This window comes from Streptomyces sp. NPDC090106 (assembly GCF_044747265.1).
In the GTDB taxonomy this organism is placed as follows: Bacteria; Actinomycetota; Actinomycetes; order Streptomycetales; family Streptomycetaceae; genus Streptomyces.
In genome coordinates, this window is sequence record NZ_JBIVDS010000011.1 from 257,983 (window position 1) to 272,134 (window position 14,152).

The window sequence follows — 14,152 nt, forward strand, 5'->3', positions numbered from 1 at the left end:
CGTCTCCCCCGTCGCTATGGGCCTATGGGCTGCCTCGGCAAGGCGTTGAGCAGGGCCAGGCGGTCCCGGATCCGCTGGACGAGGTTGTCCCACTGCCGGGTGAATCCGGGGTTCCGCTCGAGGACGTCCCACAGTCCCCGTAGTGCGTGGTCGCCGCGGGCCGCGGGCATCCACAGATGCATCAGGTGTTCGACGGCCGGGCGCAGTGCGGTGAGGGCGTCGGGGCCTTCGGCCGGGCCGAGTCGGCCGTCGAGGAGGCGTACGACGGTGGTGAGGAGCCAGTCGTGCAGCGCAAGGTCCTCGCACAGGGCGGCGACGGCGGCCGGGTCGGTGTCGGCGGGCACCCGTAGCCGTACCGTGCGCAGGTCGTCCTCGGCGAGGGTGAACTCCTCGATGGCGGGCCCCTGGTCCTCCGGCTCGGTCTGGCGGGCGGCCCAACGGAGCCTGGTGTGGCGGGACTTGAGCGGGGCCTTCTGGTCGAGCAGCGGGTGGCGGAGCAGGGAGGTGAGGATGCCGTCCGCGATCAGGCCGAGGTCGAGTTCGCCGGAGCCGGGGCAGGCGCCGGCGAGGACGCCTTGGGCCGCCTCGCGTTCGGGGAGCCGGCCCAGGGGTTCGAGGACTCCGGGTTGTATCAGGTAGTGCCCCCAGGGGCGGCGGCGTTCGGGGCCGCGGGCGAGGGCCCGGACGTAGGCGCTGCTCTGCAGGATGCGGCCCTCGGTGAGGGCGGCGCGGCCGGCGACCGTGCCGACCACGCGGACCTTGGCGCCGTTGGAGGTGGGCATGCGGCAGTCGACGCCGGTGAGGGTCTGCGGGGAGCGCACGTAGAGGTTGGGGCGCTCGGAGACCAGGACGCGTTCGTCGGGGCGCAGCCTCAGCAGCTGGGTGGCGGCGCGGGCGTCCAGGGGGTTCAGGGAGGGCAGCACACAGGTGCGGATCTCCCCGCAGGCGAGGACCGGGAGGGCGGGGGGCGTGTGCGGCGGGGCCGTCACCTCGTCGGCTCCGGGCAGAAGACGTAGGAGACGCGGTCGGCCACCGAGTCGGGCGGTGTGAGGCCTTCCGCGCGGGCGCGGGTGGCGATCTGCTCGACGGCTCCGGTGTCGACGTCGGTCTGGTCGAGGATGATCCGCACCGCGTGTTCGACGGGGAGGAACCGGGCGGGCAGCACGGAACAGGTGCGGTAGGCGCTGAAGGGCGCGGCGGCGGGGTTGAGCTGGGTGAGCGGCGGCAGTTCGTCCCAACTGCCCGGGTGGCCGAGAGGGTTGGCGGGGCGGGGTGACAGGACGGGTTCGCCTTCGTTGCGCAGGAGGCCGAGGCGGGCGAGCTGCCAGACGGCGGCGAGGAGGGGGCAGGACCAGGTGCGGTTGCCGTTCTTGTCGTCGTCCCAGAGTTCGACGTCGAGGAAGACGGAGTGGCGGCGGGCGGCGGTCTCGCTGGGCGGCTGCCAGGGTGCCGTCCTGCGCATGGCCTGGGAGCGTCCCGAGGGGGTGCGCTGGCCGTTGGCGAGCCAGCCGGACTCGGTGACGGGCGGGCGGGCGCCGTAGCTGCCGGGGGGCGGTGATTCGACGAGGCGGCCCGCGACGGACTGGGCCAGGGGGATCTTGTCGGCGACGGCGCAGGCGGATTCGCGGGCCAGGTAGTCGATGACGAGTCCGGCGTCCCCGGCCGCGTCGAGGATGAGGGGGAGGAGTTCGGCAGGGGTGGAGAAGCGGCTGAAGTAGTCGTCGACGAGGAAGCAGGTGCTGACGCGTGGCCGGGCGCCGCCGGTGCGGGCGGCGGCGTCGGCGCGGGCCGCGTCCGCCCAGGGCCGGACCCGGGTGAAGAGCTCGCGCAGGCGGTCGGGGCCGCCTTCGAGGTCCTCCATGTACAAGTGGCCGAGTTCCAGGGAGAGATGGGAGAGCGGCACCGCTGCGGTGCGGCTCTGTGCGGTGGTCTCCCGGAAGACGTCGGTCACGGCGTCCCCCAGTGGGTGTCGTCGGTGAGGCGTCCGGCGATCTCCTCCAGGGCGTCCAGCGTCTCCTGGTTGGCGATCTTGGTGGCGACGACCTCTTCCTCGGTGATCAGCTGTTCCTGCCACTGAAGGATCGGCTCCAGCGGCACGGTGCCCAGCAACACCGTGTCGCCCACGCGGAGTTCGGCGGCGAGCCGGCGCAGGCGTTCGTCGTACATCTGCATCCAGGCGGACTGGGCGGGCGAGACGTGCGACCACAGTGAGGAGTCGGGGTCGGGTACGGCGGCCCGGACGAAGCGGATCACGGAGCGGAGCGCGTCCTTGTCGTGGCCGAGTTCGGCGCCGCCCTCCAGGATGCCGCGGGTGTCGTAGACCAGTCCGGCGGCGGCGATGACGTGTTGCCGGGTCCAGCGGTGGAAGACGACCCAGCGGTGGGGGACGTTGCGCAGTTCGGGGCGTGCGGTGGCCTCCAGGACCATGTCCATGGCGTAGCTGCGTCCGGCGCTGAGGTCGACGAGGATCAGGTCGAACTCGCCGTGCAGGCGCAGGAAGAGGTCCACGCAGCGCTGCACCGAGTCCTCGTCGGTGACGAACTCGCCGCCGCTGACGTCGCCGGGGAGCAGCACGAGCCGTCCCGCTCCGATCGGGGTGCGCCGCAGCACGGGGTGTTCGGTGCGGCGCCAGACGTCGACGCGGGCCGGTTCGGAGGCGAGGCCCTCCAGGTAGGAGTGCAGGCCGCCTTCACCGGTGCCGCGCAGGATGTCGGGGACGTCGAAAACGGCCGGTGCGGTGGGCGAGCCGAAGTCGAAGTCGACGTAGGCGACATGGTCGCCGGTGAGGGCGCGCTGGTAGGCGAGGTTGGCGCTGGTGACGGACCGGCCGGTGCCTCCCTTGTCGGAGGCGGCGAAGACGATCACCGCCACACCTCCCCCGCGGCGGCGCTGCGGGCCTGGGCGAGGGTGTCGAGTTCGCCGAGCACGGACAGGGCGAGCGCGCCGGCGGTGCCGGGCTGGTCGCCGACGAGTTCGCGTGCTCTGCGGAGCCGGATCTCGATGGTGCGCAGGGACTTGGCGTGGTCGCTGTCGGAGACGACGGCGGACCGCATCTGCTCGCGGCCGAAGCGGTGGGTGGCCTCGCTGAGCAACGCGGTGGCGAAGGAGCCGAGTTCGGGGCTGCCGACGGGCTTGCGGTCGTAGAAGTTGTAGGCGGCGACCATGCACTCGGTGAGGCGTTCGGTCATGCTCCAGGAGGGTGATCCCTCGCGTTTGGGCGCGGTGGGGAAGACGGCCTGGGCGTCGTCCCACAGGTCCGTGCCCTCGCCGTCGGCGATGCGCCGCTGCCAGAGGTGGTCGAAGGTCTGCTCCGCGAGCGCCAGCAGTTCGTCCTGGATGGCGGCGCTGCGGGAGTAGGTGGCGAGCTGGACGGTGCGCTTGAGCAGGTGCGCGGAGAAATCGGCGACCGTCCATTCCAGGGGCGGGCCCAGTTGCTCACTGCCCTGGAGGGGCAGGACGACGCCGGGGCTGTGGAGTTCCAGCGCGGAGTCGTCACGGGTGAGGGGGCTGGTGATACGGCCGCGTTCGGCGAGCCGGGCGAGGACGTCGGCGGTGCGGGCGAAGTCCTCGTCGCCCGCGCGGCTGCGCACCAGGTCGTGGACGACGAGGGAGGCCACGGAGAGGGAGAAGTACTCGGATTCGAGTTTCTGGTGGGTGACGCGCCAGGGGATGTCCTCCAGCGGCCACCGGTCGGTGCTGAACCGGGCGAGGGCGGACCAGTACTCCCGGGTGACGGTCCAGCGCAGCCGCAGTGCCTCGGCGAGCGTCTGCTGCTCCTCGTCGAGGAGGCCGAGGGTGAGGGTGCGGTCGGAGGACAGGTCCTGGATGCCGTCGAGGGCGACGACGGTGAAGTACAGGTAGGGGATGGGGTCCGCCACCCCGACGCTCTGGCGGCCGATCGGCTCCTCTTTGCCGTCCTTGCCGGTGCGGGTGACGGGCGGTGCGTCTTTGACGACACCCCATGCCCACCCGCATTCGAACATCATCCCGGGGTCTTTGAGGCCGTCCTCGACGTCCACGCCGAACGTGATGCGGTTGCCGATGGTGGCGCGGAGGGTCTCGAAGCGCTCCTGGAACTGCCGCAGGACCGCCCGTTCGGAGAGCCTGCGCTGGCCGAGGGTACGACTGAGCCGGCGCCCTTGGGTGGTGTCGGCGTCGAAGACGCTGACGGTGAAGGACCGCAGCAGACCGACCATCGCGGCGGTGAGCCGCCTGCTCGTCGCCTCCCTGAGTTCCCCGACGGCCTCGCGCAGGTCGGAACGGACGGTGGGGCCGGTGAACTTGTCGAGGAAGCCGAGGGTCGCGAGGCAGAGGGTGACCGACATGCTGTAGGAGTCGACAATTCCGAGGTCCCGCTGTTCGGTGGTGATCTCCGCGTCGGGGTCGGGGGTGGTGAAGTAGTGGCCGCCGCCGAAGGTGGGAGTGCCGTCCGGCTCCGCGTGGGTGCGCATGAAGTCGCGGAGGGCGGCGATCAGCGTCGCGGGAATCTCGGTGCGTCCCCCCGCCGGGCGGAGGGCGCGCTGCACGTCCTTCTGGGTGGTGTCCGGCTCGTCCAGGCGGAACTCGGGGATCTCGGTGGCCGGGTACATGAGGCTCAGCAGGCGTTCGGCGTCCGCGACGCTGCTGCGCCCGCCGGAGTCACCCCAGGCGAACCGCCCGCCGTCGAAGGAGTGCCGTGCGATCGCTTCCCAGATCTGGAGCAGATGAGCTCTCGGCTTGATCTCCATCCACACGCCCTTCACACAGGTCGTCGCGCACACTGCCCGTTCTTCGGCACGGAAGGGCGGAAGGGGAAATTCAGCCCCCTGAACTCCGTTTTCCGCATGCCAGGATCATTCCCGTATGGCCAGGTCGCACGAGGTGGCCCGCTTCGCTGAGGCGCACCATCTCCAGGTCGCTCGCATAGGGGGTGAGAGCGGCCTCGACCTCATCCTTGTCGACATCGCAGGCCGGAAAGTGTTCAGTGCCCACGTCGTACCCGTGCGAGCCTTCCATGAACGCGGCGGCGAAAGGGGCGCCCGGCGCCAGAACGTTCATGAAGCAGTCGATGGCCTGCCGGAACTCGTCGGGCGAGGTGGAGATGGATTCGGCCACGAAGAACATGGTGCCGATCTGGTACTTGCCCGCCGATCTACGGAGCCCGAGCCAATTCCGCTGCCCCATCTTGAACAGATTCCCCTGCTCGACCCGGGCAGCCTCCTGGAAGTCAATCTTCCATTTCGAATCGTGGCGGGAGTAGGCCTTCGTTTCGCACAGCACTTTCCAGAAGGCTTCCCAGTTCTGGCCGACATCGTCGCGCTGCTGCCGCAGGTACGCGACGTTCTCCGGAGCCCGCTCGAAAAGGGTGATCTTCCTGCACCAGGGAAGCATCGCCAGCGCCGGATAGAGGTTCCCTCCAGCGCCCATGTCAATACCCAGAACCGGCCTTCCTTCGCCCTCGCTCCCGCTCTCGCAGTGACGGCTGAAGTACCTGCCCACCTTGACGAGGATCTCCTCGTCGACAGGCAGAAGCTCAAGGTAATTTTGCGCGACATAGGCCTTGTTGTCGAAGTTATTCCAAGGCGCCTGATCATTCAGGACGCACTCGTCGACCGGAGCTGGGAAATGCATCGTTCTAGCGTACACGCGCTGGCGCCGGGTAACAGTGCAACAGGATAAGTGGTAGAGCGGCATCACGTCCGTCGAATAAGCATATCGACAAGCAGACTTGGCTTTGAAGTCGCTTGTTGCACCGGCAACGCACCGTCATCCTGATCGGACCTCGGATCGATTCACTCTCAAGTGGTCAATTAGCGCCTCACTTTTCACACCAGGGGGTGAAATGACTGCGGTGCCCTCCGGTCGCACATCAAGGTGCCTCCAGCCCCGCGATGTCCGGGAAGCGGAACTCCAGGAACTCTCCCTCCTCGACCGGGAGTCGTTCCCGGAGGAGCCCTACCCCTACTTCGTCCTCCGCCAGATGTTCGACATCTACGCCGGCCACCTGCTGGTTCTCGACGACGGCACCGCCCTCAAGGGATACGTGCTGTGCGGTACGGCACCCGACCTGAGCCGCAGCTGGGTCCTCGGCCTGGGCATCACCCCGGACGAACGCGGCCAGGGCTTCGGACGCCTGCTGATGGAGGAGGCGCTGCGCAGGCTCCGCGACCTCGGCGTGCGCGAAGTCGCCCTCACCGTCGCACCCGCGAACAAGACGGCGATACTCCTCTACGAGAGCCTCGGCTTCGTCGGCGAATCGACTCTGCGCGAGAACTACTTCGGCCCGGGAGCCGACCGCCTGCTGATGCGGCTGCGCTGGAACGGCTGACCCCTGCCCGCCCAGACCGGGCACCCCCCACGCAATGGCCGTAAAGCACCCATAGACCGACCCATGACGGTAAGTCAGACCACCTCGCCCCGAGGGGTGGAAGGTGCCGTTCCAACCGGGCTGACCTCGGGATGTGTTGGACGTGTTAAGGGCGTGGACGGGGCCACTGGGACGGGTGTTGACGGTGATAGCATTCGGCCGTCTGCGACCTTGATCCACTTCTGTTCGGGCATCGACCCGAACGGGCTGACTCCCCCTCAGTTGTGCGTGCACCTGGACGGGTTGCGGAACCTTGCGAGGCGTTCGCATGGACGCCTGCACCACGCGCCGGGAAAGGTTTCCATGTCTCAATACGCGCTTCTTTGGTGCCTGGTCGCGATAGCGGTGACAGCGATAGCCGCCGCCGTCGCACTGGTGCTCCGCAGCAGGGGCCTGAAGAGGAGGAAGAAGGAGTCCGAAACCGCGCTGGAGGCGCGGTTGCACTACAGCCAGGACGAACTGGGCCGCGCACAGGCCGAGTTGGCCAGGCTCCGCGATGAGCAGGGCAGTGTCATCCGGGAGGCCGAGCAGGCCGCCGAGGAGAACACCAAGACGGTCCTCAAGGGCGCCGCGCGGTTCCTTCAGAGCCTCGCCGCCGAGCAGACCATGCTGCTGGACGGCGTCCAGCGCGAGTACGGCGGCCACGCCGTCCTCTCCGACCTGATGGACATCACCCACGCCAACGCCCAGATGGCCCGCAAGGCCCAGGGCATCGCGGTGATGTGCGGTGCGCCGCTGGGCCGCCGCAACCAGCCCGCCAGTGTCTACGACGTCGTCCGCAGCGCCCAGAGCCAGATCCGCAACTTCCAGCGGGTCGAGGTCATGCAGCCCAGCGGGATCGCGCTCAAGGCGTCCGCGGTGGCGCCGGTCGCGCTGGCGGTCGCCGAACTCCTCGACAACGCGGCCAGCTTCTCGCAGGCCGACGCCCCGATCGAGGTCACGTTCCGGCAGGCGCAGAAGAACCTCTGCATCATCATCGACGACGCCGGCGTCGGCATGGGCGACGAGGAGCGCCAGCGGGCCAGCGACCTGCTGTCCGGCTCCGACGTGCCCCGCCTGTCGCAGCTGGGCACCCAGCCGAAGTTCGGCTTCCCCGTGATCGGGCTGATCGCCCGCCAGCACGGCTTCCAGGTCGATGTCACCGGTGTCTCCCGGTACGGCGGTGTCCGCGCCGTCGTCCTGCTTCCCGAGGAGCTGTGGACCATGGAGGAGACCTTGCCGCCGACCCCCGAGTCGGCGCCCGTGAGCAACATCAGGCCGGTGGAGTCCGGCCGCAGCGCGCGTACCGCGGGCGGCCTGCCCAAGCGCGGCAGCCGCACCTCCCCCGTCAACGGCGGTGGCGGCGTCTCCGAGCCTCCGGTCCGGCGTACGGCACGGCGGGGCGCGGGCAGTCTGGCCGCGCTCCAGCGCGGCGCCCAGACCGGGCGTGACGTGACGTCCCTCGACGGCTCCGCGTCCGAAGGGTCTGAGAGCGAATGAGTACGACAGACCTGTCGTGGATGGTCCAGGACATCGTGGACAACGTGCCGCGGGCGCGGCACGCGGTGGTGCTCTCCGCGGACGGCATCCCGCGCGGCTCCACGGACAGCCTGACCGGGCAGGACGTACGGACGATCTCCGCGGCCATGGCGGGGATGCAGTCGCTGAGCCGGGCGACCGCGCACTTCGCCGGGCTGTCCCCGGAGCGCGCCTGGATCCAGACGGTGATCGAGTTCCAGCACGGCTGGGTGTTCCTCATCGGGGCCGGGCAGGGCGCGTACCTGGCCGCCGCCGCCGAGCCGGACGTCGACATGGAGCAGCTCAGCTTCCGGATGAACCGGCTGGTGGCACGCCTGGGCAGCAACCTGACCGCGCCGCCGCGGGTGAACGCGGCCGACGCGGAGAACGCGGGTGAGGGCCGGCAGACGCAGGACCGCGACGCGGACCATTCGGTGACCGTGCTGGGCGAGCTGGACAAGGCGGTCGCCTCGGTGCCGGGGGCGGTGCACGCGCTGCTGCTCGGCGCGAACGGGCTGCCGCGCGGGGCGAGCGCGGGCATCGGACGCGACCTCGCGGACACCATCTCGGCGGCCATGACCGGCATCCACGCCTACAGTCGCGCGACCGCGCCGTTCGCGGGCGGGGCGCGGGACGACGAGTGGAGCCAGACGGTCATCGAGTTCCAGCATGGCTGGGTGTTCCTGATCGCGGCCGGCGACGGCGACTTCCTCGCCGCGTCCGCGGAGCACGACTGCGACATCGAGGAGTTCACCACTCAGCTCAACGACGCGATCCCCGCGCTCACTTCGCGGAGTGTCGCCCAGGGAGGAAGGGCCAGCGATGCATGAGGACCCGGCCGGCGAACTGGAACTGACCACCCCATTAGTCCCCCTGTTCGTCATCGCGGGCGGCCGTGCGCTGCCGCGTGACAGCGAGTACGAGCACACCACGATGATCACGGCGCAGGAGGGTGCCCAGGCCTCGGCCCGGACGCTGACTCCGGAGGCCCGTACGGTCATGGATCTGATCGCGGACGGGTTCCTCTCGGTCGCCGAGGTGGCCGCCCACACCGGGCTGCCGCTGGGCATCGTGCGCATCCTGCTGGCCCAGATGGCCGAGGACAGGCTGATCCACGTACGTGCTCCGGTGCCGCACGCCGAACGCCACGACCCCGTCCTGCTCACCGCCGTGCTGGACGGCCTGATGCGAATACGAACCGGAGCGTAGCCAGCCGTGTACTTGGATCCCGATGTCTCCCGCTCCGTGAAGGTCCTGGTCGTGGGCCATTTCGCGGTGGGGAAGACGACGTACATCGGAAGCGTCTCCGAGATCGAGCCGCTTCAGACCGAAGAGGAGATCACCGAGGCGAGCGAGGGCCTCGACGATCTCTCCGAGACACCGGACAAGACCACCACCACGGTGGCGATGGACTTCGGGCGTCTCACCCTCAGCGACGACCTGGTCCTCTACATCTTCGGAACCCCCGGCCAGGAGCGGTTCAAGCAGATGTGGGAGGGGCTGTCCCGGGGTGCGCTGGGCGCGCTGGTCCTGGTCGACCCGGAGCGGCTGGAGGAGACCTTCCCCATCCTCGACCTGGTCGAGGCCTTCGGGCTGCCCTACGTCATCGGCGTGAACACCTTCGACGGGAAGAACCACTTCCCGCTGGACGAGGTGTGCGAGGCCCTGAACATCTCCGACGACACCCCCGTCATCGACTGCGACGTCCGTGACCAGGACTCCTCGATGCAGGCCCTCATCACGCTCGTGAAGCACCTCTTGTCCTCACTCGGCTAGGAGCCAACTCCCAATGCAACAGCCCTTCGAGACGACCGGGATCCCGGCCGGCTGCCCCGCGCACGCCAACTTCCCGTTGCACGGGCCCGAGTTCGGCTCCGACCCCGAGCACGCCTACGACCAGCTGCGCGCCCTCGGCCCCACCGCGCCCGTCGACATCGCCCCCGGTGTCGAGGTGGAGCTGGTGACCAGCTACGACGCGAGCCTGTACATCCTGCAGAACCCGACGCTGTTCGTGCGGGACTCGCGCCGCTGGAACGCGCTGAACGAGGGCCGGGTGCCCGAGGACAGCCCCGCCCTGCCGATGATGGGCTACCGGCCCAACGCGCTGTTCAGCGACGGCGCCGCGCACGCCCGGCTGCGGCAGGCGGTGACGGACTCGCTCGCCACCATCGACCAGGGCCGGCTGGTGCGGCTGACGCAGCAGTCGGCGGACTACCTGATCAGCCAGTTCAGTTCGGACGCGATCGGGCAGGCGGAGCTGATGGCGGCGTACGCGCAGCCGCTGCCGCTGCTGGTGTTCAGCGATCTGTTCGGCTGTCCGCCGGAGCTCGGTGACCGGGTGATCGCCGGTATCAGCGGCATCTTCCAGGGCACTCCGGGCGCGGACGAGGTCCTCGGCGGAGCGCTCGCCGAACTCATCGCCCTCAAACGGCAGCAGCCCGGTGAGGACCTCACCACCCGGCTGATGGTGCACTCCGCGCGGCTGACCGACGAGGAGGTGCTGCACCAGCTCGTCACCCTGCTGTCGGGCGGTACGGCACCGCTGAGCGGGGCGATCGGCACCAGCAGCGCGCTGTACCTCAGCGAGGACTGGCCCACCGGTCTGCCGGTGGAGGACGCCGTCGTCAAGACGCTGTGGAACTACGCCCCCATCGCCAACTACGCGGGGCACTATCCCACGCAGGACGTCGAGGTGGGCAACCGGACGCTGCGGGCGGGCGATCCGGTGCTGATCTCCTTCGCGGCGGCCAACACCGACCCGAAGCTGACCAAGCACCGCGAGCAGCTCAGCTCCAAGGCCCACCTGGCCTTCGGCGCGGGCCCGCACGCCTGCCCGGCGAAGGACCCGGCGTTCATGATCGCGGCGACGGCCGTGGAGGCGCTCCTGAACCGCCTGCCGGACATCGAGATGCGCGTCCCGTTCAAGGATCTCGCCTGGGTGCCCACCCCGTGGAGCCGTTCGCTGGTGACCGTGCCCGTGCGGTACACGCCGCGCGCGGTGCCCAAGGCCGTCACCACCCGTCCGGCCGGGCCGTCTTCGGCGCAGCCGGTCGCCACGCACGCCGTACCGCCGCTGACCTCGGCGGTTCGTCACACCTCCAGTGCGCCCCGGCCCAAGGGCGGCATGTTCAGCCGGTTCCGTGCCTGGATGAATGGCGAGTGACGTAAGTAACCATACGAGAACACTGTGTTATTGGATGGTTGAACCAGTGAACGGGTACGGATGGCGGCTGGCAGAAAGGAGCCGTCATCGTGGGAAGTGTCACGACCCAGTCCCCGGACCCTCGGACCAGTACGGACCGACGGGCCACCACGGACCGTCGCGCCACCATCTCCCTGTTCTCCCGTCTTCGGACGGCTGAAGGACAGGCCGACCCCTTCCCCTTCTACGCGGAACTCAGGGCGCGTGGCTCGGTCAGCCCCGCGCCCTGGGGCGGGCACCTCGTCACGGGGTACGCCACCTGCGAGCACGTACTGCGCAACGGCGTGTGGCTCGAACCCGACAGCAAGTGGCGCGAGCAGCAGGGTGCCCGCACCCGCTGGAGCGCCCCCTCCTCCCGGGAGATCAGCCGCACGCTGCCCGCGCTCAACCCACCGGAGCACACCCGGGTGCGCCGGTCCGCGGGCACCTTCGACCGGTCCACCATCGACCGGATGGGCCACCAGGTCCGCCGAACAGTCGACGACCTGCTCGACGTCTTCCGAGAACGGCTGGAGGCGGGCGAGGCGGATTTCTCCGCACTCGTCGCCGAGGAACTCCCCGTGGCCACCATCGGCGCCTGGCTCGAACTGCCCAGCGCCGACTGGCCCCGGCTACGGGAACTCACGCACGATCAGGTCTTCACCCAGGAACTGCTGCCCAACGCCAGCCAGTTGGCCCGCTCGGACTTCGCCATGACCGAACTGCGCGCCTACTTCCTCCAGTTGGTGCGCGAGCGGCGCGGCCGTATGGGCGACGATCCCGTCTCCCAGTGGATCCGCACCTGGGACGAACTCGAACCCGACCAGGACAAGGCGGACGAGGCGGTCTACTTCCTCGCCCTGTTCGTCCTCCTGGCCGCGCTGGAGACCACCGCGACCATGCTGTCGACGGCGGCCCTCCATCTCGTCGAGGATCCCGACCGGTGGACCCTGCTGGCCCAGCAGCCCGACCTCGTCCCCTCGTTCATCGAGGAGACCCTGCGCTACGACGCTCCCACCCATGTCATCAGCCGGGTGGCGGGCCAGGACACCGTCCTGGAGGACACGCAGGTCAAGGCCGGTGAGATGGTGCACCTCATGGTGGGCGCCGCCCACCGCGACCCGGCCCGGTTCCCCGACCCCGACCGCTTCGACCCCCGCCGCAACCCCAACCACCTGGCCTTCAGCTGGGGCATCCACTACTGCCTCGGTGCCCCGCTCGCCCGGCTGGAAGCGCACACCCTGCTCCGTCACATGATCGACCGCCTGCCGCGACTGGCCCTGGTGCGCCGCCCCGAGCGGGCGCCCCGGGTGGCCTTCCGGCGCCTCATGAACCTGGATGTCACCACCGCATGAACCCCCCGTCCTCCCCCGCCACAGCGGCTGCCCCGCACCGGAAAGCCCAGGAGACCGCCACCGTCCCGGCCTCCGCTCCCACCGACCGTCCCCTCTCCCTGACCCGCGCCGGCGCCGTCCTGCACGTCCGCCTCACCCCTGCCGGACCGGACAGCGTCCTCAACTCCGCCGTCCTCGACGCCCTCACGACCGTCCTCGACGACCTCCATGACCAACCCGACATACGCATCCTGGTGCTCTCCTCCCTGGGCGACGATTTCTGTCTGGGAGCGGACCGCCAGGAGTTCCAGAACGCCCTGCACGGCGATCCCACCGGCGCCGCCCTGCGCCGGATCGCCGGCAAGGCCGAACGCGTCTGCCGGGCGCTGGAGGACTCCCCCGCCGTCACCATCGCCCGCCTGCACGGCCGGGTGATCGGCGCGGGGCTCGCTCTGGCCGCCTACTGCGACCTGCGCGCGGGCGCCGACGACACCCGGTTCCGGATGCCCGAGGTGGGCATCGGGCTCGCCCCCGCGTGGGGCGGCGCCATGGGACGCCTGATCACGGAAGCCGGCGCCTCCCGGATCCGTGAACTCATGCTCACCTGCGACGACTTCGACGCCTCCACCGCCCATCAGCTCGGGCTCCTGCACAAGGTCGCCCCCCTCGACGCCCTGGACGACACCATCACCGCCTGGACCAGACCCCTCTCCCGACGCTCACCCGGAGCCCTGCACCTGACGAAACGTATGCTCACCGGCTTCGCCCGGGCCGCCCGCACCTCCGACACCGCCCTGCTGGACGCGCACCTGCTCGCCGCGCAGCTGGCCCAGCCGTCGCGGTGAACGAACGGTGCCCGACCGGCTCGCGGCGAACGGGGCCTGATCGCCTCCGCTGATCTGCCGCTGCCCAGGACCGCGCGCTTCATGCGTGACGGTTCCGGGCGGCCGGCGGCCGGGCCGCACAGGAACGGGCCATGCACGAACAGGCCATGCACGAACGGGCTGCACAGCATCACGCTGTGCAGCCCGTCGTCGTCGGTCGCCGGTCAGGTGGAAGGCAACGGCCGCAACGCTCGGCCGACCGGCCTGCGGGGTGTGCCGGGCCTTACGGGCCGCACACGCCCTACGTGTCCGACGTGTCCGACGTGTCCTACGTGTCTCACGGGCCGTGCGCGCCTCGCGGGCCTTACAGACCTCGCGGGCCTTACGGGCCTTACGGGCCTTACGGGCCTTACGGGCGCAGGACAGTGCAGCAGGATCAGCGCGAGCAGGAGCGGGCCCGCGGTGAACAAGGTGAAGATCACCGCTCCACCCGCCCCGTGCGTGCCTTCTGCGGGCGACGGGCGTCCGCGGCGAGCAGGAGGCTCAGCTGGGGTGGCGGATGGTCGACGCGTACCTGTCCTCCCCTGCGTCGCCAGCCGTCCAGCGCGGACAGCAGAGCGCTGTCGGCGAACTTCAGGCGGCGGCAGTCCAGGATCAGGCTGCGGCGGCCGTGGACGGCCTCGGCGGCCAGCAGGGTCCGTAGCGGGCGGCTGCTGAAGTGGTCGGCCTCACCGGCCAGGACCACGTGCAGGGTGCGGGCGTCCGGGGTGGTGCTGAGAAGAGTGAGTATGTGGCCGGGCGCGGCGTCCGCGCCCTGTTCGGTGCCGGCCACGGCCTTCACAGCCGGGGCGGTCAGTATCGGGGAGGTCGACGTGCTGTTCATGCCCGGCCAACGCCCGTGACCCCCTTCGGGGACATGGCCCGCGGCAGTTGTTCACCCCTTCACGGGCCGGATGTCCCCGCACCGGAG

14 protein-coding genes are annotated in these 14,152 nt (G+C 70.1%); 8 read left to right on the plus strand and 6 right to left on the minus strand.

Features of this window, described 5'->3' with window-relative positions; translation table 11 throughout:
• Nucleotides 1-14: 14 nt before the first annotated feature.
• The 5 genes from ACIPSE_RS32645 to ACIPSE_RS32665 all read right to left on the minus strand — a co-directional run bounded on the left by ACIPSE_RS32645 (nucleotide 15) and on the right by ACIPSE_RS32665 (nucleotide 5,610).
• Nucleotides 15-989: an SCO2521 family protein gene (locus tag ACIPSE_RS32645; protein WP_401669705.1), complete on the minus strand. Its 975-nt coding sequence runs from the start codon at nucleotides 987-989 to the stop codon at nucleotides 15-17.
• Nucleotides 986-1,951: an SCO2522 family protein gene (locus ACIPSE_RS32650; protein WP_401669707.1), complete on the minus strand. Its 966-nt coding sequence runs from the start codon at nucleotides 1,949-1,951 to the stop codon at nucleotides 986-988. Before ACIPSE_RS32650 ends, ACIPSE_RS32645 begins: the two co-directional genes overlap by 4 nt.
• Complete coding sequence (locus tag ACIPSE_RS32655; RefSeq protein ID WP_401669709.1) at nucleotides 1,948-2,865, minus strand: SCO2523 family variant P-loop protein; 918 nt, start codon at nucleotides 2,863-2,865, stop codon at nucleotides 1,948-1,950. The genes ACIPSE_RS32650 and ACIPSE_RS32655 overlap by 4 nt, the downstream gene beginning before the upstream one ends.
• Nucleotides 2,862-4,727, minus strand: coding sequence for an SCO2524 family protein (locus ACIPSE_RS32660; RefSeq protein WP_401669712.1), 1,866 nt, complete (start codon nucleotides 4,725-4,727; stop codon nucleotides 2,862-2,864). Before ACIPSE_RS32660 ends, ACIPSE_RS32655 begins: the two co-directional genes overlap by 4 nt.
• Nucleotides 4,728-4,797: 70 nt before the next feature.
• Nucleotides 4,798-5,610 (minus strand): SCO2525 family SAM-dependent methyltransferase, encoded by an 813-nt coding sequence (locus ACIPSE_RS32665; protein WP_401669714.1) that lies wholly within the window; start codon nucleotides 5,608-5,610, stop codon nucleotides 4,798-4,800.
• A 211-nt stretch (nucleotides 5,611-5,821) separates the two neighbouring features.
• Between ACIPSE_RS32665 and ACIPSE_RS32670 the strand changes: the two genes are divergently transcribed.
• The 8 genes from ACIPSE_RS32670 (at nucleotide 5,822) to ACIPSE_RS32705 (ending at nucleotide 13,203) form a co-directional block, all read left to right on the plus strand.
• On the plus strand, nucleotides 5,822-6,307 hold the full coding sequence (locus ACIPSE_RS32670) for a GNAT family N-acetyltransferase (RefSeq protein WP_401669716.1): 486 nt from the start codon (nucleotides 5,822-5,824) through the stop codon (nucleotides 6,305-6,307).
• A 342-nt stretch (nucleotides 6,308-6,649) separates the two neighbouring features.
• Entirely contained in the window at nucleotides 6,650-7,825 is a 1,176-nt protein-coding gene (locus tag ACIPSE_RS32675) for an ATP-binding protein (protein WP_401669719.1), read from the plus strand.
• A gap of 20 nt (nucleotides 7,826-7,845) precedes the next feature.
• A complete protein-coding gene (locus ACIPSE_RS32680) occupies nucleotides 7,846-8,673 on the plus strand; it encodes a roadblock/LC7 domain-containing protein (RefSeq protein WP_401669983.1) in 828 nt (275 codons plus the stop codon).
• A complete protein-coding gene (locus ACIPSE_RS32685) occupies nucleotides 8,666-9,052 on the plus strand; it encodes a DUF742 domain-containing protein (RefSeq protein WP_401669722.1) in 387 nt (128 codons plus the stop codon). Before ACIPSE_RS32680 ends, ACIPSE_RS32685 begins: the two co-directional genes overlap by 8 nt.
• Nucleotides 9,053-9,058: 6 nt before the next feature.
• Complete coding sequence (locus ACIPSE_RS32690; RefSeq protein ID WP_401669725.1) at nucleotides 9,059-9,619, plus strand: GTP-binding protein; 561 nt, start codon at nucleotides 9,059-9,061, stop codon at nucleotides 9,617-9,619.
• Between the two features lie 13 nt (nucleotides 9,620-9,632).
• Complete coding sequence (locus ACIPSE_RS32695) at nucleotides 9,633-11,006, plus strand: cytochrome P450 (protein ID WP_401669727.1); 1,374 nt, start codon at nucleotides 9,633-9,635, stop codon at nucleotides 11,004-11,006.
• An 89-nt stretch (nucleotides 11,007-11,095) separates the two neighbouring features.
• Complete coding sequence (locus ACIPSE_RS32700; protein ID WP_401669730.1) at nucleotides 11,096-12,379, plus strand: cytochrome P450; 1,284 nt, start codon at nucleotides 11,096-11,098, stop codon at nucleotides 12,377-12,379.
• Nucleotides 12,376-13,203, plus strand: a complete 828-nt coding sequence (locus tag ACIPSE_RS32705; RefSeq protein ID WP_401669732.1) for an enoyl-CoA hydratase/isomerase family protein — start codon at nucleotides 12,376-12,378, stop codon at nucleotides 13,201-13,203. Before ACIPSE_RS32700 ends, ACIPSE_RS32705 begins: the two co-directional genes overlap by 4 nt.
• 457 nt (nucleotides 13,204-13,660) lie before the next feature.
• Here ACIPSE_RS32705 and ACIPSE_RS32710 read toward each other — a convergent pair whose 3' ends face one another.
• Nucleotides 13,661-14,065 (minus strand): STAS domain-containing protein, encoded by a 405-nt coding sequence (locus ACIPSE_RS32710; RefSeq protein ID WP_401669735.1) that lies wholly within the window; start codon nucleotides 14,063-14,065, stop codon nucleotides 13,661-13,663.
• Nucleotides 14,066-14,152: the final 87 nt, after the last annotated feature.